Origin of the sequence: Microbacterium maritypicum (assembly GCF_008868125.1) — a bacterium.
GTDB lineage: Bacteria > Actinomycetota > Actinomycetes > Actinomycetales > Microbacteriaceae > Microbacterium > Microbacterium maritypicum.
The window spans coordinates 244,221-268,487 of record NZ_WAAQ01000002.1; the positions used below are offsets into that span (position 1 = coordinate 244,221).

19 protein-coding genes are annotated in these 24,267 nt (G+C 69.5%); 12 read left to right on the plus strand and 7 right to left on the minus strand.

The window, feature by feature from the left end; translation table 11 throughout:
- Nucleotides 1-233: 233 nt before the first annotated feature.
- Complete coding sequence (locus tag F6W70_RS11925) at nt 234-2,510, plus strand: DEAD/DEAH box helicase (RefSeq protein WP_055869485.1); 2,277 nt, start codon at nt 234-236, stop codon at nt 2,508-2,510.
- 60 nt (nt 2,511-2,570) lie between these two features.
- Here F6W70_RS11925 and F6W70_RS11930 read toward each other — a convergent pair whose 3' ends face one another.
- Both F6W70_RS11930 and F6W70_RS11935 read right to left on the minus strand, forming a co-directional pair.
- Nucleotides 2,571-3,110, minus strand: coding sequence for a YaeQ family protein (locus F6W70_RS11930; RefSeq protein ID WP_151486829.1), 540 nt, complete (start codon nt 3,108-3,110; stop codon nt 2,571-2,573).
- A 46-nt stretch (nt 3,111-3,156) separates the two neighbouring features.
- Nucleotides 3,157-4,248, minus strand: coding sequence for an Rv2578c family radical SAM protein (locus F6W70_RS11935; RefSeq protein WP_055869491.1), 1,092 nt, complete (start codon nt 4,246-4,248; stop codon nt 3,157-3,159).
- A gap of 74 nt (nt 4,249-4,322) precedes the next feature.
- On the opposite strand from F6W70_RS11935, the gene F6W70_RS11940 reads away from it, so the two are divergent.
- From F6W70_RS11940 to F6W70_RS11950, 3 genes are all read left to right on the plus strand, one after another.
- On the plus strand, nt 4,323-5,252 hold the full coding sequence (locus F6W70_RS11940) for a M15 family metallopeptidase (RefSeq protein WP_151486830.1): 930 nt from the start codon (nt 4,323-4,325) through the stop codon (nt 5,250-5,252).
- Nucleotides 5,253-5,404: 152 nt separating this feature from the next.
- The gene (locus F6W70_RS11945) at nt 5,405-6,568 is read left to right on the plus strand and encodes an acyl-CoA dehydrogenase family protein (RefSeq protein WP_151486831.1); all 1,164 of its coding nucleotides are present in this window, start codon (nt 5,405-5,407) and stop codon (nt 6,566-6,568) included.
- 207 nt (nt 6,569-6,775) lie between these two features.
- Complete coding sequence (locus tag F6W70_RS11950) at nt 6,776-8,182, plus strand: HNH endonuclease (protein ID WP_318278882.1); 1,407 nt, start codon at nt 6,776-6,778, stop codon at nt 8,180-8,182.
- A gap of 101 nt (nt 8,183-8,283) precedes the next feature.
- Here F6W70_RS11950 and F6W70_RS11955 read toward each other — a convergent pair whose 3' ends face one another.
- The 3 genes from F6W70_RS11955 to F6W70_RS11970 form a co-directional block, all read right to left on the minus strand.
- Nucleotides 8,284-8,592, minus strand: a complete 309-nt coding sequence (locus F6W70_RS11955) for a hypothetical protein (protein ID WP_318278883.1) — start codon at nt 8,590-8,592, stop codon at nt 8,284-8,286.
- A 170-nt stretch (nt 8,593-8,762) separates the two neighbouring features.
- Complete coding sequence (locus F6W70_RS11965) at nt 8,763-9,581, minus strand: energy-coupling factor transporter transmembrane component T (protein WP_373695314.1); 819 nt, start codon at nt 9,579-9,581, stop codon at nt 8,763-8,765.
- A complete protein-coding gene (locus tag F6W70_RS11970) occupies nt 9,578-11,284 on the minus strand; it encodes an ABC transporter ATP-binding protein (protein WP_151486832.1) in 1,707 nt (568 codons plus the stop codon). Before F6W70_RS11970 ends, F6W70_RS11965 begins: the two co-directional genes overlap by 4 nt.
- Before the next feature lie 184 nt (nt 11,285-11,468).
- Here F6W70_RS11970 and F6W70_RS11975 point away from each other — a divergent pair, with 184 nt between their 5' ends.
- Nucleotides 11,469-12,797 carry a heparan-alpha-glucosaminide N-acetyltransferase domain-containing protein gene (locus tag F6W70_RS11975; RefSeq protein WP_055869509.1) on the plus strand — a complete coding sequence of 443 codons (1,329 nt, stop codon included), beginning with the start codon at nt 11,469-11,471 and terminating at the stop codon, nt 12,795-12,797.
- Here the strand turns inward: F6W70_RS11975 and F6W70_RS11980 are convergent.
- Nucleotides 12,769-13,314, minus strand: coding sequence for an ECF transporter S component (locus F6W70_RS11980; RefSeq protein ID WP_017831382.1), 546 nt, complete (start codon nt 13,312-13,314; stop codon nt 12,769-12,771). The genes F6W70_RS11975 and F6W70_RS11980 overlap by 29 nt on opposite strands.
- A gap of 167 nt (nt 13,315-13,481) precedes the next feature.
- On the opposite strand from F6W70_RS11980, the gene F6W70_RS11985 reads away from it, so the two are divergent.
- The 7 genes from F6W70_RS11985 (at nt 13,482) to F6W70_RS12015 (ending at nt 23,138) form a co-directional block, all read left to right on the plus strand.
- Nucleotides 13,482-16,640 carry a S8 family serine peptidase gene (locus tag F6W70_RS11985; protein WP_170287908.1) on the plus strand — a complete coding sequence of 1,053 codons (3,159 nt, stop codon included), beginning with the start codon at nt 13,482-13,484 and terminating at the stop codon, nt 16,638-16,640.
- Nucleotides 16,641-16,824: 184 nt separating this feature from the next.
- Complete coding sequence (locus tag F6W70_RS11990) at nt 16,825-19,110, plus strand: carbon starvation CstA family protein (protein ID WP_151486834.1); 2,286 nt, start codon at nt 16,825-16,827, stop codon at nt 19,108-19,110.
- A gap of 1 nt (nt 19,111) precedes the next feature.
- Entirely contained in the window at nt 19,112-19,357 is a 246-nt protein-coding gene (locus tag F6W70_RS11995) for a YbdD/YjiX family protein (RefSeq protein ID WP_055869518.1), read from the plus strand.
- A 31-nt stretch (nt 19,358-19,388) separates the two neighbouring features.
- Entirely contained in the window at nt 19,389-20,570 is a 1,182-nt protein-coding gene (locus F6W70_RS12000; protein ID WP_055876661.1) for a sensor histidine kinase, read from the plus strand.
- Between the two features lie 8 nt (nt 20,571-20,578).
- Complete coding sequence (locus tag F6W70_RS12005; protein WP_318278920.1) at nt 20,579-21,313, plus strand: LytR/AlgR family response regulator transcription factor; 735 nt, start codon at nt 20,579-20,581, stop codon at nt 21,311-21,313.
- Nucleotides 21,310-21,684: a hypothetical protein gene (locus F6W70_RS12010; protein ID WP_055869524.1), complete on the plus strand. Its 375-nt coding sequence runs from the start codon at nt 21,310-21,312 to the stop codon at nt 21,682-21,684. The genes F6W70_RS12005 and F6W70_RS12010 overlap by 4 nt, the downstream gene beginning before the upstream one ends.
- On the plus strand, nt 21,681-23,138 hold the full coding sequence (locus F6W70_RS12015; RefSeq protein WP_055869527.1) for a sodium/solute symporter: 1,458 nt from the start codon (nt 21,681-21,683) through the stop codon (nt 23,136-23,138). Before F6W70_RS12010 ends, F6W70_RS12015 begins: the two co-directional genes overlap by 4 nt.
- Before the next feature lies 1 nt (nt 23,139).
- Here F6W70_RS12015 and F6W70_RS12020 read toward each other — a convergent pair whose 3' ends face one another.
- Complete coding sequence (locus tag F6W70_RS12020) at nt 23,140-24,264, minus strand: DUF6226 family protein (RefSeq protein ID WP_151486835.1); 1,125 nt, start codon at nt 24,262-24,264, stop codon at nt 23,140-23,142.
- Between the last annotated feature and the right edge of the window lie 3 nt (nt 24,265-24,267).

The window sequence follows — 24,267 nt, forward strand, 5'->3', positions numbered from 1 at the left end:
GGCTACACTTGACCGGTCGGCTTCGGACACCCGCGCGTTGGCGCGGACGTTTTATGTGTGTGAAGTGTGAGTCCAGGGGCCGATGGTGAGCGTCGCTCGACGCTAATCAACCATCACATGAATGGCCCCGGCCGCTGACAGTCCGGAACCCCGCTGGTCGAGTTCGACCAGGCGCAGGGTGCTCGCGCGTGCGCGCGGCGCTGTTCTCGTGCGAGAACACAGAAAGACACGCAATGCCGAAGAACAAGAAGCCCCGCGGCGGACGCCCGTCCGCGAACTTCGAGCCGCGCTACGGCGCGAAGAAGACCTCCTTCCACGATCGTCACAACGGCGGCCCCGCCCGTGACGGTGCGCGCGATGAGCGCGGTGGACGAGCGGATGCTGGCGATCGCCGCACCGCTCCTGCCGCAGGCGGTTACGACCGTCGCCCCGGCAGCCGCAGCGCCGGCCACCGCGGCTACCGTCCGGCCGAAGCCGAGTCGGGTGCGCCCAAGCAGCGCTGGGGTGCGTCGGAGCGCGCCGGCCGCGATGAGGCCCGCGGCATCCGCAACCGCGCGGAGTCCGGGCGTCGTGAGGCCCCGCACCACCGCAACGACGAGCGCTCCGAGCGCCCCCGCTTCAACGACCGGCCCACCGCCGGCGGACGCTTCGCCGACCGCCCGCGTCGGGACGATCGCGGCGGACAGCGTCCGACCGGACCCGGCACCTACCGCGACGAGCGTGGCGGCGACCGCCCCCGGTTCGACCGCGATGACCGCGCGCGTCGTGACGACCGCGGTGCCGGCACCCAGCGTCAGGGCTTCCGCGACAACGACCACCGCGATGGTGGGCGTCCGGGTCGCGACGATCGACGTGGCGCCGAGCGTCCCCGGTTCGCCAACGACCGTGGTGGAGATCGTCCCCGGTTCGACAACGACCGCGGTGCCGAGCGTCCGCGGTTCGACCGCGACGAGCGTCCGCGTCGCGACGACCGTGCCGGCGACCGGACCCGGTCGAACGACCGTGGCGCCGCGCGCCCTGAGCGCTCTTTCGACGCCGACCGCGCACGCCGTGCCTTCGACCGCGACCGCACGCAGCGTTCGTACGAGGGCGGCCGCGACGAGCGTTCGCGTCCGTCGACCGGTGGCGCCTACCGCACCGAGCGCCCGCGCCCGCTGACCTCCGACACCCGGGGGCGTCCGGCGCGCAACGAGCGTCCGAGCCGCAACGACTGGAACGCCACCAGCCGTCCGGCCTCGACCGGAGCGAAGTTCGCACCGGGCGACGACGTCGTGCACGAGCGCCTCGAGGCGAAGTCCGTCGCGGCCGTCGAGGTCGATGGTGTGACCTTCGGCGACCTCGGACTCGGATCGAACATCGTCGAGACCCTCGTCGGCATGGGTGCGGCCACGCCGTTCCCGATCCAGGCCGCCAGCATCCCGGCCGTGCTCGCAGGGCGCGACGTCCTCGCCCGCGGCCGCACCGGCTCCGGCAAGACCATCGCCTTCGGTGCTCCGCTCGTCGAGCGCGTGCTGCAGTCGCAGGCCGGCAAGCGTCGTGAGTTCGGACGGTCGCCGCGTGCGATCATCCTCGCTCCGACGCGTGAGCTCGCGCTGCAGATCGACCGCACGATCCAGCCGATCGCCCGCAGCGTCGGCCTGTTCACCACGCAGATCTACGGTGGTGTGCCGCAGGGCCGCCAGGTGGGCGCGCTCAAGAAGGGCGTCGACATCGTGATCGGCACCCCCGGTCGTGTCGAGGACCTCATCAACCAGGGCAAGCTCGACCTCTCGGACTGCCGCATCGCGGTGCTCGACGAGGCCGACCACATGTGCGAGCTCGGGTTCGTCGAGCCGGTGCAGCGCATTCTGCGTCACACCGCCGACGGCAGCCAGAAGCTGCTGTTCTCGGCCACGCTCGACCGTGAGGTCGCGGCTCTCGTCGACGAGTTCCTCGTCGACCCGGCCGTGTACGAGGTCGCGGGAGAGGACCAGGACTCCAGCACGATCGAGCACCGCGTGCTCGTGATCGAGCACCGCGACAAGGCCGACATCCTCACCTCGCTCGTCGACCGCGATGGCAAGACGCTGGTCTTCGCCCGCACCCGCGCCTACGCAGACATGCTCGCCGAGCAGTTCGACGACGCCGGCATCCCGGCCGTCTCGCTGCACGGCGACCTGAACCAGGCCAAGCGCACGCGCAACCTGGAGCGTCTGACGTCCGGACGCGTGAACGTGCTCGTCGCCACCGACGTCGCCGCCCGCGGCATCCACGTCGACGACATCGACCTGGTCGTCCAGGCCGATGCGCCGGACGAGTACAAGACGTACCTGCACCGCTCGGGTCGCACCGGTCGCGCGGGTCGTTCGGGCCGTGTCGTCACGCTGATCACGCGTCAGCGCCAGCGTCGCATGACCGAGCTGCTCGACCGCGCCGAGATCGACGCGCCGTTCGAGAACGCCCGTCTCGACGACGACGTGATCGAGGAGATCGCCGGTCGCGTGCCGACCGCGGCCGACCTGACCGCCTGAGTCATCTCTCCGAAGGCCCTGTCCCGCTTCCGCGGGGCGGGGCCTTTCGCGTGTACGCGGTCAGGAGAGCTCGTGCACGTGCACGGCGGAGGTGACGTTCGTGCCGTTGAGGTCGAGGTAGATCACGCTCTCGGTCACGGTGAGGGTCATGGTGTTGCGGCGCTCGATCAGCCCGGCCGCGCTGTCGATGAAGCCGGGGTCGAAGCTGTAGACGCGGATGTCCTCGCGGCGGTGGATGCGCTTGTCCGTCCACGGTGCCATCACCTTGGCGGGGTCGCGGTGGGTGTAGACCACGGTGCGCTCGGCGAGCCTGCTGCCGTAGTGCAGGCGTTCGGCGTCGGGCGCACCGATCTCGACCCAGGCGGTGATGAGGCCGGTGAGGTCGCGCACGAGCACAGCCGGTTCCTCGGTCGAGGAGATGCTGCCGCCGAAGGCGATGCCCTCGGCGAACTCGAGCCCGTAGGCCAGCACGCGCGTGAGCATGTAGGCATCGGTCTCGGACGGATGCCGCGCCACGCGCAGCGAGTAGTCCTCGTAGACGCCGCGATCGGTGTCAGCGAGCTGCACCTCGAATGTGTGGACTGTGGAACCGATCGCCATGATCCCCGAGCCTACGCGGCTGCGGGATGCGCGCTTGACCGTCGGGTCAGAAGAGCATCGGCTGCGCGGGTGACGCCTCGGATCGTGCGCTGGGCGTGAAGCGCACCGTCGCGGCGGTCGACACCGTCGTCTGCACGTGGCCCTGCCCCGGGCGGAACCCGCGGCGGGAGTAGTCGTCTTCGTGGCGGCCGTCGAGGCCGTGCATGCGGATCAACGGACGGGTGCGCTTGGCGAGCCACTGTCGGTACCCCTTCGGGGCCTCGGCCGACGCTCCCGGGTACAGCCCGCGGTAAGACGACACCAGGTCGGGCCGCGCCTCGCCGAGCCACTCGAAGAACCACGGCTTCACTCCCGGACGAAGGTGCAGGGCTCCGTAGATGACGGCGCGCGCCCCGGCCTCCTTGATGCGCACGAGGGCACTGTCGATCGCGGCGAGCGAGTCGGTCATGTGCGGCATGATCGGCATGAGGAACACGGTCACCGGGAACCCGGCATCCGCCAGCGCCCGCACGGTGTCGAGTCGCGCCTGAGTCGTCGGAGCTCCGGGCTCGATCGCCTTCTGCAGGTCGTCGTCGTACATCGCGATCGACATCTGCACATCGATCGGCACCCGCTTCGCGGCCTTCACGAGCAGCGGGATGTCCCGGCGGATCAGCGTCCCCTTCGTGAGGATCGAGATCGGGGTGCCGGACGCGGCGAGGGTCTCGATGATGCCAGGCATGAGCTTGTACCTGCCCTCGGCCCGCTGGTACGGGTCGGTGTTGGTGCCGAGGGCGACGGTCTCGTGCTCCCAGCTGCCGCGTCGCAGCTCCTTCTCGAGCACCTCCACCACGTTGACCTTGACGACGATCTGCGAGTCGAAGTCGGCCCCGCCGTCGAGGTCGAGGTACTCGTGGGTTCCGCGGGCGAAGCAATACACGCAGGCATGCGAACACCCCCGATAGGGGTTGATCGTCCAGGCGAAGGGCATGCGCGAGGCGCCGGGCACATGATTCAGCGCCGACTTCGACAGCACCTCGTGGAACGTCATCCCGGCGAACTCGGGAGTCGTGACGGAGCGCAGGACGCTCGATCGGTCTTCGAGGCCGGGCAGCGCCGCCGCATCCGTCTCTCCGAGCTTCTGTCCCTGCCACCTCATTCGACAATTCGAACAGAAAGACGATGTTAACGCAAGCGACTCTGCAACTTATCTTCGAATGAGAGGATGGATCAATGCCCTTCCTGCCGCACCCTCAGCATGCGGCACCGCGGTCCCCGATCCGCGGACCCGCTTTGCCGATCGGTGTCGCCGTGACCGCGATCGGGGTCCTGTTGTCGATCGGTTCCGGTCCGGTGCCGTCCTCCGGCGCCGACTCGATGCCGGTGCCGGTCGCGATCATGCAGGTCCCGCCGGTCAAGGTCGCCGCGACCACGGCGGCCGACCCCTGCGCAGACTCCTCGGTGCAGCAGGCGATCGCGAACGGCGATGACGCGGCGACGATCGCGGCGTTCGGGGGTGGCGCGGCCTTCCGCGAGGCCGTCGTCGCGGGCAACGCTCCCTGCATCTCGCTCAGTGATCCGGCGCGGCTGTGGGTCGTGGTGAACAAGTCGTCGCCGCTGAACCCGCCAGAGTACGAGCCGACGGACCTCGCCTCGGTGCCGCTGCAGATGACGACGCCGTCCGGGCGCGTGCGCACCGACGTGGCCGCTGCCGTCGGCGAGATGGCGGATGCGGCGGTCGCTGCCGGTGTCGGGCGGATCGGCGCGAACAACGGATACCGCTCCTACGGCCTGCAGGTGACGACCTACGGCTCGCACGTGCGATCGCAGGGCCAGGCCGAGGCGGATGCCGGCTCGGCGCGTCCGGGCCACAGTGAGCACCAGACGGGTCTCGCGCTCGACGTGGTCGCGTGCGGGACGGGCTGCGGCGGACTCGACGGCTTCGGTGCCACGGCGCAGAGCGACTGGGTCGCGGCGCACGCCTGGGAGTACGGATTCATCGTGCGCTACGAGCAGGTCGGCACCCCGGTCACGGGGTATGCGCCGGAGCCGTGGCACCTCCGCTATGTCGGCGTCGACCTCGCCGTCGCCTATCACGAGGGTGGATTCCACACGCTCGAGGAGTTCTTCGCGCTGCCGGCCGCCCCCGACTACGCGCACTGAATCGGCGCGGAACACCACGGTTGCGGCATCCGACAACCGCGGTACCCAGTGTCACGTTTTATGGGATGCATTCTCACAACGTCCTGTCCTGGACCGGTTGTGCGACGTAGAATCGCCGGAGCAACGATGCATGAGACGTTCAGGAGGACGGCATGGAACGCGACATCTACGACGAGGATCACGAGGCATTCCGGGACCTGGTCAAGGACTTCGTCAAGCGCCACGTGACCAACGAGGCGATCGAGCGGTGGGACGCCGCGGGGGAGATCGACCGGGCGACGATGCTGGCCGCCGGAGAGGCGGGTCTGATCGGCCTGTCGGTCCCGGAGGAGTTCGGTGGCGCCGGCATGCTGCAGGACTACCGCTTCCGCACGATCGTGATGGAGGAGGTCATCGCCTCCGGCGCGGGTTCGCTGGCCGGTGCCTTCGGCATCCAGGACGACCTGGCCGTGCCCTACCTCGTGCACATGGGAACGCAGGAGCAGAAGGAGAAGTGGCTGCCTCGCATGGCCACGGGTGAGGTGCTCGGCGCGCTCGCCATGACCGACCCTGGTGCGGGTTCGGATCTGCGTGGCATCAAGACCAACGCCAAGAAGGTCGACGGCGGCTACATCCTCAACGGTGCGAAGACGTTCATTTCCTCCGGTACGACGGCCGACGTCGTCGTGACCTTCGTCAAGACCGGTGAAGGCAACCGTCCCGACGCCTTCAGCCTGCTGCTCGTGGAGAAGGGCATGGAGGGCTTCGACCAGGGCAAGAAGCTCAGCAAGATGGGCTTCCACGGCTGGGGCACGGCCGAGCTCAGCTTCACCGACGTGTTCGTCCCTGACGAGAACCTCATCAGCGGCAAGGAGGGTCAGGGGTTCATCCAGCTGATGCTGAACCTGCCGCTCGAGCGTCTCTCGATCGGCGTCGCCGCAGCCGCAGCCGCGCAGGCCGCCCTCGACTGGACCGTCGCCTACACGAAGGACCGCGAGGCGTTCGGCGAGCGCATCGCCGACTTCCAGAACACCCGCTTCCGGCTCGCCGACATGGCCGCGACCACCGATGCGATGTGGGCGTACATCGACCGCGCGTTGCTCGCCTACAAGAACAGCACGCTCACCGCCGAGGACGCCGCGAAGGTCAAGTTCTGGGCTACCGAGCGCGAGTGGGAGGTGCTCGACACGGGCGTGCAGCTGCACGGCGGTTACGGCTACATCATGGAGTACCCGATCGCCCGCGCCTTCACCGATGCTCGGGTGCACCGCATCTACGGCGGCACGAACGAGATCATGCGCGATCTCGTCGGCCGTCAGATCGTCGGCAAGCGCTGACGTCACCTGCGCAGAAGAGGCCCCGGATGCGGCATCCGGGGCCTCTTCCTGTCCCTGCTGTATCGCCGGACCTCGGTGCCACCAGGCATTCGGAGCGACGCACTCCTGGCGGCTGACTCGGTTCTCGGTCTTCACGACATGCCGGTCGCACCGGTATTCAATAGAACATAAATTCGAATGTCGAGACGGTTCGCGGTAGAATCGAGTATGTCGAAATTGACCGCGTTGCACGAGGCGATGTCACGCCTCGATGAGGCGTGGTCAGATGCCGGTGACTCCGGAGAGCTGTCCCGCGAGCAGCTGATCGAGGTGAGCGCGTCTATCGGGGTGTTGCGGCGTCGGTTGGATGCCGTGCATGTGTCGGTGGCGGCGTGCATCTCCCGCGAGTCACGTCCAGAGCTCGGGGCGGAGAGCCTGGCCAAGCAGCAGGGCTACCGCAACCCGGCGACGTTGATCGCGGCAGCCACGGGGGTGTCGACCGGTGATGCGTCGCGCCTCGTCAAGGTGGGAGAGGCGACGGCACCCCGGAGCGACCTTCTGGGTGCGCGTCTGCCGGCGAAGTATCCGCTGGTGAGCGAGGCGCTGGATTCGGGGGCGCTCGGTGCTCCCGCCGCCGCGATGATCATCGGGTTGCTCGATCGTTGTCGGATCGCCACGGGGGTGGAGCGTGTCGTCGAAGCCGAGCGCATGCTGGCGGAGAAGGCGGCAGGTCTGGCACTCGACGATGTGCGCAAGCTCGTGGTCCGTGCAGAAGCATGGCTCGATCCGGATGGTCTGGAGCCTCGTGAGGAAGAGCGCCGCGGCAGGCGCGCGCTGACACTGTTCGAGCGTGAGGGAATGGTGCATCTGAACGCCGTGCTCGATGTCGAGACCGCGGCGCCGGTCGTCACCGCGATCCGGGGCTACGTGACCGCCGTGTTCGCCGCGCGGAAAGACGCGCCCGATGCGGAAGCGCCCGATGCGGATCGGCGGACGGTGCCGATGATCCAGGCCGATGCCCTCGCGGTGTTCTGCGCGCACGTGCTCGGGTGTGAGCAGCGGGTGCCGGTCGCCGGTGCGACGGTGATCGTGCGGATGAACCTCGACGATCTGGAGGCCGGCACGGGGTCGGCGACCGTGGACGGGGTCGATCAGCCGGTCAGCGTCGAGGCCGCGCGGCGGATGGCGGCCGGGGGCAGCGTGATCCCGTGTGTTCTCGGCGGAGACAGCGAGATCCTCGATTGGGGACGGGAGAAGCGGTTGTTCACCCGGGCGCAACGGCTGGCGCTGGTAGAGCGTGATGGGGGATGCGCGATGTGCGGGTTGCCGCCGGAGACGACCAAGGCGCATCACATTCGATGGTGGAGACGAGACCACGGGCCGACCGATCTCTCCAACGGGGTGCTGCTGTGCGAAACGTGTCACCATCGCATCCACGACAACGGGTGGCAGATCCGCATCGATACTGCCGGGAGCGGGAGCGGGAGCGGGAGCGGGAGCGGGAGCGGGAGCGGGAGCGGGAGCGGGAGCGGGAGCGGGACGGCGGCGCGGGTGTGGTTCATTCCGCCGCGATACGTCGACTCTGCGCGAACCCCGAGGCTCGGAGGCCGCCTACGCTTCGACATCGCGGCCTGACGACGTCGCTGCCTGACCACGTCGCTGCCTGACGACGTCGCGGCTCGACGTCACGGCCCGGCGATGTCACCGCCCGGCGTGTGCGGCTGCGCTCTCGCGGTTTAGCGGTGCCTGCCGATTCCCGCCCTGCGGAGACGGTCGGCGATCAGGATGCCGAGGGCCGTGCCGCCGACGCAGCTGGCGATCGCCACGACGAAGAAGGCGATCTGGGCGAAGAGAGACATGGACCCGAGGTCGAACCACGCCCACGCCGAGATCGGATACACGATGCCCACGATGACGGCACCGAGATAGTGCATCCAGGTGCCCCAGTAGCGCCAGAGCACGAACAGGAACGGCAGCTCCGTGAAGGCCGCCCACCAGAGATTGGTCAGCACGGTCGAGAACCGGTTCATCGGTGCGAGAAACACTGCTCCCGCCACACCGAGCGCCGCACAGGTCAGCAGGCGTTCTTGTCTACCCCGCGCTCGCCGACGGGGTGCTTGCGGGCGCCCGCGGCGAGCGCCTGCTCGCCCGCCGCATAGCCGCGGAACGGAGCCTCCGGCAGGGTGGCACGGGCGCGAGCGCCCAGATACGCCTTTCAGGGAAGCTGCCAGGGGAAGGACACGACGAAGATCGCCGCCGACGCCAGCAGGGTCGCGACGGTGAAGACGGTGTCCCGTGTGCGGAACGGGACGAGGTGTCGTTCTGTGCGCGTCGAGTGCGCACCGAATGCACGCGAGTCCATCGCGAGTGCCACGCGCTCTGCGTGACGGATGGCCCCGGCCAGCAGCGGCACGATGTACCCCCACCCCCGAGCGATGCGCGCGAAGGGTCCGCGTCCGCCGTGATGCCCGCGCACCCGATGAGCGGCCCTGATCACCGACAGCTCATGGCCGAACCGCGGCACGAACCGGAACGCGGCCAGGGCCGTGTAGCCGATCCGGTAGGGAACCCGCAGCTGCTGCACACTGGCCCGCACGAGATCGGGGCCGCTGGTGGTGAGCCCGCCGACGAGCGCGAGCGCGACGATGGAGCCGAGCCGCAGCGCGGTCGCGAAACCGATCAGCAGAGCCCCGCTGTAGAGCGTCCAGTCGCCGATCTGCAGGACGGGGGCACTGCCGGCGACGAGGCCGGCATCGACCCACAGCGAGAAGCCGACACCGATCAGAAGCATGCCGGCGGGGAGCCCGAGCAGCAGCAGGGCGAGGAGTCTGCCCGTCAGGCGTGCGCCGACCAGGATCAGGGCGTAGGCGAGCAGCAGGAAGGCCACAGGGGTGGCCAGATCCCGCACGAAGACCAGCAGCACCATCGCCGGCGCGAATCCGGCGATCTTCGCGAGCGGGTTCAGCGCGTACAGGAACTGTCGTCGCGATGTCGCCGTCATCCGTGCGTAGGGGTCGAACGTCGCCGTGGTCACGAGGTCGCTCCGAGCCCGGCGGAGGTCAGCACGCGCTGCAGGGCCGGCAGGCGCAGTCCCGCGGCGGCGAACAGCTGCTCGTCCTGCAGAAGAGCGGCGGTGGGCCCGACCGCCCGCACCCGACCATCGGCGAGGACGACGACATGGGTGGTGTGCTCGGCCACGAGCTGGAGGTCATGCGTGACGATCACGATCGTCGTCCCCTCCGCACGCAGGTTCTGCAGCAGCTCGAGGAGCTCGGCGGCCCTGGCGCGGTCCTGTCCGAAGGTGGGTTCGTCGAGCGCCAGCACGCGCGGACGGGTGATCAGCGCGGTACCCACCGACAGCCGCCGCTTCTCGCCGCCGGAGAGCAGGAACGGATGCACATCCGCCTTGTGCTCCAGCCCGAAGCGGGTGAGCATCTCGTCGACGCGGGCCGAGATCTCGGCATCCGGCACGTGGCGCAGCCGCAGACCGTGGGCCAGCTCGTCGAAGACCGTCGCCGCGATGAACTGGTGCTCCGGATTCTGGAACACGAACCCGATGCGTGCGGCGAGGTCGCGCGGAGACGCGGCCCCCGCGTCGACGCCGTCCACGGACACCTGACCGCGCGGCGGGGGGACGACGCTGGCGAGCGACTGGATCAGCGTGGTCTTGCCCGCACCGTTCGCACCGACGATGGCCGTGAGGCTGCCGGCCTCGAGGTCGAGGTCGATCCCGTGCAGGATCTCGGTCCGGCGACGGCGCACGGTCAGCCCGCGAGCGCGGATGATCGGCGGCGCCTGGCGTCCCGTCTCGCCGTCGCTCTCGTCGCTCAGCGGCCCGGAACCTCCGGCGCCGGGCGGCCGGGCGGAGCGGGAGGAGACTCCCTCGCGCTCGAGCGCGGCAGCGAGCTCCTGCGGCGACAGCGGCAGCGGGTCGAGGGAGATCCCCTGACCCCGAAGGCGCAGCGCAGCCAGGGTGGCGCCGGGAAGCCACACGCCCATCCCGACCAGCTCATCGGCATGCTCGCGGATGACCTCGGCGGCCGGTCCGTCGAAGGCGACGCGACCTTCGCGGTCGAGCACGATCGCACGCGTGACGAACGCCATCGCCGCGTCGAGGTTGTGCTCCACGAGCAGGATGGCGCGGTCTCCGGCGGCGACGACCTCCGCCAGGGCGGCGTACACGTCGTCGATGCCCTGCGGGTCGAGGTTGGCCGTCGGCTCGTCGAGCACGATCAGCGCAGATCCCATCGCGAGAGCGCCCGCGATCGCGAGTCTCTGCCTCCCTCCACCGGAGAGATGGTCGGGGTTCTCATCGCGCCGATCCCAGAGGCCGACCCGTCGCAGTGCTTCCTCGACGCGACTCTCGACGACATCGAGCGGGAGCAGCAGGTTCTCGGGGCCGAACGCGACCTCGTCGTAGACGCTTCCGGTGACGATCTGCGCATCGGGGTCCTGGAAGACCATCGCGACCTGTGTGCTCAGCACGGCCGTCTGCGCGCTCGCGGTGTCGATCCCGCCCGCCTCGACGGTGCCGACCATGCGCGCGGGGAGTGCGTGGGGGATCAGGCCGTTCAGCGCGAGGGTGAGCGTCGACTTGCCGGAACCGGACGGTCCGAGCAGGAGCACGACTTCGCCCGCGTCGATGTCGAAGGTCACATCGCGTGGTGAGGGGTGCGCCGCATCGGCGTGGGTGAGCGAGAGCTCACGCACGCGGAGCAGGGGCGCGGATGGGCGCACGGTGGAGTCCCGGGTCGGCGGATCGTACCCCTCTAACTTAGCTGAGCCTTACCTGATAATCCATGCGCGCAGAAGCCCTCTTCCGGATGACAGCGGTCATCCCGAAGGCGGACGCGCTGTGCCCGCATGCAGGGCATCGTCGTAGAGGCGTCATTCTGTGCGCCGAACGGAACAAGGGGAGAACGTGCGAGAAGACACGAACACGATCGCGATCGCGAAGCCGCAGGAGAGCGGACGCGTGCCGACGCGCCGCGAAGGCGGGACCGGATCCCGGGGAGAGCTCGGCCGTATGGTCGGCATCGACTTCGCCCGGTTCCTGGCGATCATCGGCATGTTCTGCGCGCACCTCCTCCCGCCGGTCGGCATGCCGGGCCACATCTCCTGGCTGTCGAACGTCGTCGACGGGAACGCGTCGACCCTGTTCGCGGTCGTGGGCGGGATCAGCGTGGTCCTGGCGACCCGCTCCTACCTGGAGCGGGGGCACATCGCGGCGGCCCGGTGGGCGATGGCTGTGCGCGGTCTCCTCGTCATCGTGCTCGGGGCCACGCTCGCCCTGGCGCCGGGGAGCATCGTCGTCGTCCTCGTCTACTTCGGGGTGGCGATGCTGGGCAGTATCCCGTTCCTGCGGATGGGCGCGAAGGGACTGCTCGTGTGGGCAGGAGTCCTCGCGGTCATCGGCCCCATCCTCAACGCCCAGCTGCGAGGGATGATCGGCGTCGTCGGAGAGGGCGGCGGTGTGAGCTGGCCGCAGTGGGGAGAGCCGCTCGTGGCTCTGCGGGCGGTCTTCGTCACCGGGACCTACCCCGTCATCACCTGGATCGTCTACGTGCTCGTGGGCATGGCCGTGGCGAAGCTGCTGATCGGCGCACGCCGGAATGCGGCGGAGCCCCGTCTCCTCGCCTGGATGGCCGGAGTCGGCGCTCTTCTCGCCGTGCTCGCGGTGTCGGTCAGTGCCCTGGTCTACGGTCTCTTCGGGCGCGCTGCGGTGATCGCGACGATGCCGGTGGAGGCCGCCGAGGCGATCGACGGCCTGGTCGGATCCCCGGGCTTCGGCGCACCGCTCTCCCCGGAGTGGTGGGCGCTCGCGCTGCAGACTCCGCACACGGGAACGACCCTCGACATCCTGCGCGGCGTCGGCATCGCCCTCTTCGTCATCGCGAGCATGCTGTTCCTCGCCGGCGTCCTCCCGAAGGCCGCCCTCCGCGTGCTGGAACCGATCAGGGCGGCGGGAGCCGCACCGCTCACGGTCTACACGCTCCACGTCCTCGCGGCGGCTGCCGCGACCGTCGCATTGGCGTCCGTCGGTCAGATCGACGCGCCGGCCGACATCCCGTGGTGGTACCTCGGGCCGGGGATCCTCGGGGTCCACATCCTGGGGGCGCTCGTCGTCGGTGCGATCCTGGCCGCGCTGCAGCGTCGTGGTCCGCTCGAAGCGCTCGTCAGCTCGATCTCGGGCGCGGTCGCGAGACGGCTGGGAGCGGTGCCTACCGGCGGGCGACGCCGGCGCGACTGAGCGCCGAGCCGATCGCGAGGCCGACAGCGGTCCACGCGATGGGTCCGAGCACGGAGATCGCGAGGTACAGCAGCTGCGCCCACAGCGGCATCACCGAGAGGTGAGCGGCGAAGAACACCACGACCGCGACGAAGACGCCGATGATCGCCGCCGAGAGGAAGAAGCGCCACGGTCCCCAGGAGCGATAGCGGGTGAGGGCGGCCACCCCCTCCTGGATCAGGCCGAACAGCAGCGCGGTGCCGATGAAGCGCAGCGCCCAGGCGGGGTTGAAGGCGCTCGCGATCAGGGCGGCGAACACATGGGTGATGAGCGCGACGAGCGGAAGGCGCAGCACCTCCTGCGCGATGATGCCCGGCAGCACGTGCGAACCGAGCACGAGGCCGTAGAGGAACAGCAGCGGACTGGCCAGCAGGACAGGCGTCACCCAGCCGGCGATGCCCGCGAGGATGCCCGTCGCGACACCGATCGCCGCGCAGACGAGCAGTACGCGGGTCGACAGGACGGAGGTGCGGGCCACCTCTCCAGCTTACTGTCGACCTATCGGGAGGGCGGCCGTGGATAATCCTGGTCGATCGGCGAATGCGGGTTGGTCGATCGGCCAGATCTCGCGTCGATCGCCGAGAGCCGGACTATGTTGGCCGCGGTGCAGCAACGCGGCTGCGCCGTGATCATCGGGAGCACCACATGGGTCGAACACCCCTCCGGATGGCAGCCGCCACCACCCTGGCCACGCTGTTCATCGCATCGACGGCAACCACCGGCTACGCCGCGACGGAGGAGGTGACGCACCCCGTCCCCGTCGCAGGCACCCCCGGGCACTACATCGTGGTGATGAAGTCGGATCCGCTCGCCACCTACGAAGGCGACGTCAAGGGTCTGAAGGCCACCAAGCCCTCCGAAGGCGAGCAGCTGGAGACGCAGTCGCAGGATTCGCAACGCTATGTCGAGCATCTGCAGACCGAGCAGACCGACCTCGTCAGCGACATCGGCGTCACCCCCGACACCACCTACCAGGTGGTGCTGAACGGCTTCAGCGCCGACCTCAGCGGCGAACAGGTCGACGCGCTTCGTGCGTCGAAGGACGTCATCGGGGTGTACCCGGATGAGATCCGTCACCCCGATGCGCAGACGTCGACCGACTACCTCGGGCTCGGCGACGACCGCAAGGGCCGCGGCGGCGTGTGGCAGCAGACCGGCGGGGTCGAGAAAGCCGGAGAGGGCGTCGTCGTCGGCGTGATCGACACCGGCATCGCCCCCGAGCACCCCTCGTTCGAGGGCAAGAAGATCAAGAAGCAGAAGAAGCAGCACAACCGCAACAAGGCCGCTCAGCCCTACACCGACGGCACCTACGTCTACTTCGACAAGTCGGACGGCGGGCAGTTCCAGGCCGCGATGGTCGAGGGCCAGGACTGGGACAAGAGCGACTACTCGTCGAAGCTCATCGGCGGACAGTACTTCTACGCCGGAGCCGAGGCGGCCGGTTTCGATTTCCAGTACGACTACCTCTCGCCGCGCGACGGCGACGGCCACGGCTCCCATACCGCGAGCACCGCGGCGGGCAACTTCAAGGTCAAGGCCAGCATCGAGAACGTCGATTTCGGCACGATCTCGGGAGTCGCGCCCGCGGCGAAGATCTCGGCCTACAAGGCCTGCTACGTCGGTCCAGACACGACGGTGACCACGGATGACATCTGCGCGCAGAGCGACCTGATCGCCGCGATCGACCAGGCCGTCGCCGACGGCGTCGACGTGATCAACTACTCCATCGGCGGAGGCGCCGCGAGCACCGTGATGGCTCCGGAGGACCTCGCGTTCTTCAACGCCGCAGCCGCGGGTGTCTTCGTCGCGACGAGCGCCGGCAACGACGGCCCCGACCCGGTCACGGCCGATCACGCATCGCCCTGGTACACGACGGTCGCCGCCTCCACCATCCCCACCTGGGAGGGCACGGTGCAGTTCGACGGATTCGAGCAGGCCGGAGCCTCGGTGAGCGTGCCGTTCGGGCAGACGGTCACCGGTCCCTCGATCGCCGCCGTGGATGCCGCCGCCGCAGGAGCCGCCGATCCGCAGCTCTGCCTGCCCGGCACCCTCGACCCCGCGAAGGTCGCCGGCCACATCGTGGTCTGCGATCGCGGAGGCAACGCCCGCGCCGAGAAGTCGCAGGTGGTCAAGGACGCCGGTGGCATGGGCATGGTCCTCGTGAACGTGCCCGGTGGGGCCGACTCGCTCGACAACGATTTCCACGCCGTGCCGACCGTGCACCTGAACGCCGTGCACCGCGCCGCCGTGCTCGCGTACGTGCAGGGCGGCGTGGACCGTCCGATCACCCTCGTCGGTGAGAACACCACGGGCGTGACCACCCCGACGCCGCAGATCGCGGGATTCTCGAGCCGTGGACCGATGCTGGCCGACGGCAGCGATGTGATGAAGCCGGACGTCGCGGCTCCCGGTGTCGCGATCCTCGCGGCGACCGAGAACGCACCGGGCGAGAAGCCGACCTTCGGCATCCTCTCCGGCACGTCGATGGCCTCTCCCCACGTCGCAGGTCTCGCGGCTCTGTACCTCGGCGAGCGCCCCAAGGCGACGCCGGCTGAGATCAAGTCGGCGATGATGACCACCGCCTACGACACGGTGCTGCCCGACGGATCGAAGAACAAGAACCCGTTCGAGCAGGGTGCGGGTCAGGTCGACCCGAAGCGGTACCTGAACCCGGGTCTGCTCTACCTCAACGGGGTCAAGGACTGGGCGGCGTTCCTCGACGGGAAGGGGCTGTCGGACTTCCCCGGCATCGACCCGATCGACGGCAGCGATCTGAACCAGGCGTCGATCTCGATCGGCTCGCTGACCAGCGCGCAGACCGTCACCCGCACGGTCACCTCGACCGAGAAGGGCACCTTCACCGCCAAGGCCTCGGTGCCGGGAGTGAACATCAAGGTCACACCTCAGCAGCTCAAGTTCGACCGCCCCGGCCAGACGAAGACCTTCACGGTCACGTTCGACAACGCCAGCGCCCCCGTGGAGCAGTGGGCCACCGGCTCGCTGACCTGGACGAGTGCGAAGAACTCGGTGCGGTCGCCGATCGCGCTGTTCCCGGTCACGGCCGACGCTCCGGCGGAGGTCACGGGCACCGGCGTCGACGGCAGCACCACGGTGGACATCACCCCCGGCCTCACCGGTGATCTGGCACTCGGACTCTCGGGTCTGACGCCGTTCGAGATGCTCGCCGACGCGGACAACCCCGTCGACGGTCACTCGGGAGATGAGAAGTCGGGCGACGCGAACAAGGACGTGTCGTGGATCGTGAACGTGCCCGAGGGGACGACGCTGTCGAGGTTCGACCTCGACTCGTCCGACGACAAGGGCAGCGACCTCGACCTCACCGTGTACCGGGTGGTGAGCCCGGACGACCTGCAGTACTACCAGCGTTGGCGCTCGGCGACCGGCTCGGCGGACGAGCAGGTCACGATCCCGTCACCGACGGCCGGTACGTACCTCGTGGTGGCGAACATCTACTCCACGACGGGCCCGATGACGTGGGACATGACCTACGCCAACGTGCTGCCCGACGGCGAGGGCGACCTCACCGCCACGCCGAACCCGCTCGCCGCGGTCCGCGGTAAGCAGATGTCGTACGACCTCAGCTGGACCGGTCTGACCGCCGGCACGCGCTACCTCGGGCTCGTGCAGTACGGCGACTCCGATGTACGCACCGTGCTGACGGTCGACGTGCCGAAGGCGAAGGCACCGGAGGCTCCGGCACCGGAGACGAGCGCCCCGGCTACGCCCGCACCGGAGACCCCCGCACCGGAGACCCCGGCACCGCGTGGGGAGAAGAGGGAGTAGTCCGCAAGCGACACCGCACAGCACCCCGTGGTCGATGGACCGCGGGGTGCTGTGCTGCGTGCGCGCATCCGTTCACCGCGTGATCCGCGCCGCTCGTCGCAGCATCCACTCGCTCGGCCCCGTGCGGCGGCATCGCTTTCCTAACGTGGGGGAACGCAACGTCGCGTATCCCGAGGAGACCTCCATGACCCCACCTTCGTCGCGCCGCCGCGACGGCGCCGGACTCGTCGACGACGAGCCCGTGATCGTCACCGATCCGAAACTCCCCTCCGTCGCCCTCACCGAGGAGCACCACGAGAAGGCGAACCGCTGGACTCTGCCGAAGATCATCCTGTGGTCCGCGATCGCGTTGCTGGGCGCCGTCGCCTGGACCATGCTCGCGATCGTCCGCGGCGAGACCGTCAACGCGATCTGGTTCGTGTTCGCCGCGGTGTGCACCTACCTCATCGGCTATCGGTTCTACTCCAAGGTGATCGAGAAGTACATCACCCGACCCGATGACCGCAGGGCCACGCCCGCCGAGGTGAAGCAGGACGGCAAGGACTACGTCCCCACCGACCGTCGCGTGCTCTACGGCCACCACTTCGCGGCCATCGCCGGTGCCGGACCGCTCGTCGGTCCCGTGCTCGCCGCGCAGATGGGGTACCTCCCCGGCACGATCTGGATCATCGTGGGCGTCGTGCTCGCCGGCGCCGTGCAGGACTACACCGTGCTGTTCTTCTCGATGCGCCGCGGCGGACGCACGATCGGCCAGATGGCCCGTCAGGAGCTCGGCCGGATCGGCGGCACCGCCGCGATCATCGCCTCGCTGCTGATCATGCTGATCATCGTCGCGATCCTCGCCCTCGTCGTCGTCAACGCGCTGGGGGAGAGCCCGTGGGGCGTGTTCTCGGTCGCGATGACCATCCCGATCGCGCTCTTCATGGGCGTCTACCTGCGCTACCTCCGCCCCGGCAAGGTCACCGAGGTGTCGATCATCGGCTTCGTGCTGCTGATGGCCGCGATCATCGGCGGAGGCTGGGTCGCCGGTACCGAGTGGGGTCAGGCGATCTTCCACCTCGATCGCACGACCATCGCCTGGGGCATCATCGTCTACGGCTTCATCGCCGCCGTGCTTCCGGTCTGGCTGCTGCTCGCCCCGCGCGACTACCTGTCGACCTTCATGAAGATCGGCGTGATCGTCATGCTCGCGGGAGCCATCGTCCTCGTGCGCCCCGAGATCACCGTCCCCGCCGTCAGCGTCTTCGGCGAGAACGGCATGGGACCGGTGTTCGCAGGGCCCCTCTTCCCCTTCCTGTTCGTCACGATCGCGTGCGGGGCGCTCTCCGGGTTCCATGCGCTGATCGCGTCCGGAACCACTCCGAAACTCATCGAGAAGGAGCGCCAGACGCGCTTCATCGGCTACGGCGGCATGCTCATGGAGTCGTTCGTCGCGATCATGGCCCTCGTCGCCGCGATCTCGATCGACCAGGGCATCTACTTCGCGATGAACGCCCCGACGGCCGCGACAGGGGGAACAGTCGAGGGGGCGGTGGCCTTCGTGAACTCGCTGGGCCTGACGGGGGTGAACCTCACACCCGAGATGCTCACCGGCACGGCAGCCGCGGTCGGCGAGGAGTCGATCGTCTCCCGCACCGGAGGGGCGCCGACGCTCGCGCTCGGACTCGCGCACATCATGCAGCAGGCGCTCGGCGGTCAGGCGATGATGGCTTTCTGGTACCACTTCGCGATCATGTTCGAGGCGCTGTTCATCCTCACCGCCGTCGACGCCGGCACCCGCGTCGCCCGCTTCATGCTGCAGGACTCGATCGGCGCCTGGTTCCCCAAGTTCCGCGACGTGTCGTGGCGCCCCGGAGTGTGGATCTGCACCGCGATCATGGTGGCCGGCTGGGGAGCGATCCTCATCCTCGGGGTGACCGACCCGCTCGGCGGCATCAACACCTTCTTCCCGCTGTTCGGCATCGCGAACCAGCTGCTCGCCGCGATCGCGCTCGCCGTGGTGATGGCCATCGTCGCCAAGCGCGGTCGGAGCTACGTCAAGTGGCTGTGGATCATCGGGCTGCCGCTCGCGTTCACCGCGGTCGTGACCATCACGGCTTCGCTGTACAAGATCGCGTCTCCGGTTCCGGCGATCGGCTACTGGGCGAATCACTTCCGCTACGTCGCCGCCCGCGACAGCGGAGACACCTCGCTCGGTGAGCCCCAGGTGCTCGACGCCGTCATCCGCAACACCGCCGTGCAGGGCACGCTCTCGATCATCTTCGTGACCCTCGCCATCGTCGTCATGGTGGCCGCCGTGATCGTGACGATCAAGGCGATCCGCAACGGCGGCGGCGAGAACACCGAGGAGGCCCCCGTGGCCTCGCGCCGCTTCGCTCCGGCAGGGTTCCTGCCGAGCGCCGAGGAGCGCGAACTCGAGAAGCAGTGGGAGCCGCTCCTGGCCGACGAGCGCAAGGCGTCGACCCACTGAGATGGCCGACACCATGAACCGGGCGGATGCCGCGACCACCCTCCTGCGGACGCTCGTCGGCGCCGTGGCGCGGGCCGGGCGCGGCATCCGCTGGTACATCACGACTCTGATGGGCGACAGCGCCTATGCGACGTATGTCGCCCATCAGCGTCGCCAGCACCCGGACGAGGAGCCGCTGACCGAACGGCAGTTCTGGCGGCAGCGGATGGACGACCAGGATCGCAACCCCGGTGCCCGCTGCTGCTGAGCGCGGTGTCGTCGGTGCCTAGGCTGGGACCATGACCGACGTCGTTCTCGCCGCCGTGCTGGGCGTGCTCGGCGGCATCGTCCTCTCGGTGCTCCTCCTGCTCGCACGCCGACTCGCCCGCGGGGCCGCCGACCTGGGAAGCGATGCCGAACAGGCGGCGCTCACGGCGCTGCACCAGGCGAGCCTGGCGGCACCGCACCTGCGTGCAGGGCTCTCCGCCCCCGACGTCGTGAAGGCCGCACGGCACCTGCGCGTGCTGCTCGGAAGCGCAGCGGTCGCGATCGTGAGCGCCGAGGGCACCGTGTCGTTCGACGGCCCCTCCGACGGACTGGAGTCCGCGGCACGCCGCATCGCCGCGCAGGTGAGCGCTTCCGGTCGACGGCAGGTCTTCCCGGCGCGCGGAAGGGACGGTGAGCTCGAGGCCGTCGGGGCTCCGATCCTCGTCGACGGACGCGTGGTGGGTGTCGTGGTCGCCTTCGCAGCATCCGTGCGGGCAGCGCTGGTGCGGGCGGCCGAAGAGGTCGCCGACTGGTGCGCGGCGCAGGTCGAACTCGGCGGACTCGATGCGTCGAGGACGCAGCTGGCCGAGGCTGAGCTGCGGTCGTTGCGGGCGCAGATCTCCCCGCACTTCATCTACAACGCCCTCACGGCGATCGCGTCGTTCGTGCTCACCGACCCCACGCGTGCGCGCGAGCTGGTGCTCGAGTTCGCCGACTTCACCCGCTACTCGTTCCGTCGGCAGGGCGAGTTCACCACGATCGCCGAAGAGCTGGGCAGCATCCACTCCTATCTCGAGCTCGAGCGGGCCCGCTTCGGTGACCGGCTGAGGGTCACCCTGCAGATCGCGCCGGAGACGCTCGCGACGGTCATTCCGTTCCTGTCGGTGCAGCCGCTCGTCGAGAACGCGGTCCGTCATGGTCTCGAACCCGGCGTCGGGGGAGGGGAGATCCGCATCGCCTCGCGCGACGACGGCACCCACACCGAGATCACGGTCGAGGACGACGGGGTCGGCATGGACCCCGAGGGGCTGAGAGCGACCCTCACGGCGGGCGACGACGGCGTCCACGTGGGTCTGCGCAACGTCGACACCCGGCTGCGTCAGCTCTACGGCGCGGACGGAGGCCTGGTGGTGGAGACGAACACCGGCGCCGGTACCCTGGTGCGCATGCGGGTCCCGAAATCGCAGCCGCAGCACGACCCGGACAACGACTGACGTTCATGATGACCATCGCACCTCCGATCGATGTGCTCGTCGCGGAAGACGAGAGACCCGCCCTGGACGAGCTGGTCCACCTGCTGCGCACCGACCCCCGCGTCGGTGAGATCCTCACGGCATCGTCGGGGGCGGAGGCACTGCGGGTGCTGTCCGAGCGGGCGGTGCGGATCGCGTTCCTCGACATCCACATGCCGGGGTTGAACGGGATGGAGCTCGCGCGTGCTCTGATGACCCTCGCCGAACCGCCGTCCGTCGTGTTCGTGACCGCCGACGAGGCCAGGGCGGTGGAGGCGTTCGAGCTGCGGGCTGCCGACTATCTGCTCAAGCCCGTGCGCCTCGAGCGGTTGCGTCAGGCGGTCGACCGGGTCGTCGAGCTCGGCGACACCGCGGGCCTCGGCGACGACGAGGTGCTGCCGGTCACGGTCGGATCCGTCGTGCGGTTCGTGCGCCGCAGCGAGGTGCGCTGGGTGCAGGCGCAGGGAGACTACTCCCGGCTGCACACCGGCGACGGCACAGGGCATCTGGTGCGCATCCCGATCTCGGAGCTGGAGGCTCGGTGGGCGGCGGCCGGATTCCTGCGCATCCATCGCTCCTCGCTCGTGCGCACGGTCGCCGTGACCGAGGCGCGTCTGTCCGGGGCGGAGCCCGCCGTGTCGATCGGCGCGGTCTCGCTGCCGGTCAGTCGGCGTCTGGTGCCGGCGGTGCGCGATGCCCTGCTGCGTGGAGAGGGCGCCGGATGACCGAGAAGCCGAAGCGCGTGCGCGTCACGGCCGACCTGCCCGATCGGCGACCAGCGACCTTCACCCGCGGCATCGCCCTGCCCGGCTCACCCGTGGACGAGGCGGATGCCGTGTACGCCCGGGCCCTGATGCGCAGCCAGCTCCGACTCGCGCTCGGCACGGTCGCCGGGTTCGTGGTCGTCGTGATCGCGCTCACCCTGACGATCGCCCTCATCCCCGAGATCGGACAGGTCCTGGTCTGGGGCCTGCCCTTGTCGTGGTTGCTGCAGGCGTACGCGTTCTATCCGATCATCGTCGTCTTCGCGGTGCTCTACGTGCGCACCGCCGCGCGCAACGAGCGTCGGTACCGGGCGCTCCGGGACCGCGAATGAACGTGGTGCTCGATCTCATCGGCGTCGCGCTCGTCATCGTCGCGACGCTGCTCATCGGGGTCTACGGACTGCGCATCTCCCGCACCACGGGAGACTTCTTCGTGGCGTCGCGCACCGTGCGACCCGTGTGGAACGCGTCGGCGATCAGTGGCGAGTACCTCTCGGCCGGTACGTTCCTCGGGCTGTCAGGCCTCGTATTGCTCGACGGCGCCCGCGGGTTCTGGTTCCCGATCGGATACGCGGCCGGCTACCTCCTGGTCCTCGCGTTCGTGGCGGCCCCGCTCCGACGCAGCGGCGCCTACACGATCCCCGACTTCATCGAGGCGCGCCTGGAGTCGACGTCGGCCCGACGTGTCACGAGCATCGCGGTGCTGGTGATCGGCTGGCTGTACATCGTGCCGCAGCTGCACGGTGCCGGCCTTACCCTGCTCGTCGTGGCCGGCCTGCCGGAATGGGTGGGAGCCGTCACCGTGGCGGTGCTCGTGGCTGCAGCGGTGGCCGCGGGCGGCATGCGCGCGATCACGTATGTGCAGGCGTTCCAGTACTGGCTCAAGCTCACCGCTCTCCTCGTGCCGGTCGTGTTCATCGCCTTCGCGCTCAGCGGCGGTCCGCACGACTTCGACCCCGCGCTGGTCTTCCCGGTCGAGGCCGGCCCCTCGGGGTTCGACGCCTACGAGACGGCCTCGCTGCTGCTTGCGCTGCTGCTGGGAACCATGGGTCTTCCCCATGTGCTGGTGCGCTTCTACACGAGTCCGACCGGGGTCTCGGCGCGACGCACAACGGTGATCGTGATCGGCATGGTCAGTGCGTTCTATGCGGTCTCGAGCACGATGGGCCTGCTGGCGCGCATCGCCGCTCCCGACCTCGCAGTGCCGGGCATCGCCGACACCGTGGTGCTGCTGCTGCCGTCCCGCGTCTTCCCCGGGGCGTTCGGCGAGCTGCTCACGGCATTGATCGTTGCCGGGGCGTTCGCGGCCTTCCTGGCGACATCTGCCGGCCTCGTGGTGTCGCTCGCCGGAGTGATCAGCCAGGACGTGTTCTCAGGATCGGTGCGCTCGTTCCGACTCTCGGCCGTGCTCTGTGCGCTGGTGCCGCTCGCCGTGGCGCTGCTCACGGCCCCGGCCGGTCTCGGATCGAGTGTCGGTGTGGTGTTCGTCGTGGCGGCGTCGACGTTGTCACCGGTCGTGCTGTTGGGAGTCTGGTGGCGAGGACTCACCGCTCGTGGGGCGGTCGCCGGGATGCTGTCCGGCGGTCTCGCCGCCGGCCTCGCGCTGCTCGTGCATGCCCTGATCGACGGCGTCGGGGCGGCGGCGCCGTACCTCGCCCAGCCCGCCGCCTGGACCATTCCCCTCGCGACGACGGTGACCGTCGTGGTCTCGATCCTCGACCCGCGGGGCCCGTCGCCGCGCACGGAACGCTTCCTCGCGCGGGTGCATACGCCAGAGCGCGGCTGAGTCAGACCGGCTCCGCGCGCAGCGTCCAGGCCGGCCACCAGCCATCGGGGAGACGGCCGAGAACGTCGGCGGCCTCGTCGAGACGCTTCGCGGGGATCGCCGGGTCGGGCTGGCCGCCACTGGATCGTCCGCTGCCGTCGGGGGTGTGGATCCGGGTGTGCAGCCAGCGCCGCTGTCCGACGGGGAAGACCTCCCTCAACCCTCCGGCCGCGATCGCGAGAAGGGTCTGCTCCAGGTGGTCGGCCACGCTCTCGGCGGTCTCGTCGCAGGCGTCGCAGGTGCATACGGGCGCACGGTCCCGGAACAAGGCCCCGGCTTCGATGTCGACGGACTCGGCCGACACCGTGAGGGTGATCGTCGCGCCCGTCGTGGGGCGCAGGCACATCACGCGGGCCCCCGATTCGGAGACCCGTCGGTCGACGTCGACGACGTACCAGGTCGCCAGGTGCTCGACCAGCGCGTCGACGACGGACAGCACGGGGGCGAAGCGCTCAGGATGGGAGACCCGCGAGTAGGCGTCGTCCGGCGGAGAGCCACCGGCCCAGCGGGACCCGTAGTCGATGACCCGGCCGTCGTCGTCGAAGAACTCCGGGATCGCGAGGGGCGGACGTGCGAACGCCATAGGGGCGACCACGAGGTCGACGTCGACCTCGTGGTGCGCGAGGGCACTCGACTCCAGGTCGTCGCGGTCGGCCTGGGGCCAGGAGGCGAGCATCTCTCGAAACGCCTCGCGCTGCTCCGGGTGCTCCACGATCGCCCGCAGCACGCCCGCGACCGGAATCGACATGGCCGAGGTACCGACCTCAGGCTCGCTCGTCATCCGCCACCTCGCCGCGGGATGCGCCACGGCTATCGCGTTCCCCAGGAACCGCGAGGCTGCCTCCGTCATCTCGGGAGCATCGAGGAGCTCGGCGTGCGCAGCGATGAAGTCCCACAGTGCGAAGAGGTCGGTCGCGAGGACGGCGGGGTCTGCATCGGAATCGCGTGCGAAGGCCGCGAAGGGCTTGAAGCCCTCCACGAATCGCGCGGGCGCGACCGACTCGACGCTCGGCCAGATCAACGTGGCGGATGCTGTGGCGCCCGGCATCGGCGCCAGAGTGCCGGGGAAGAGGTCCGACGTCGTCATCAG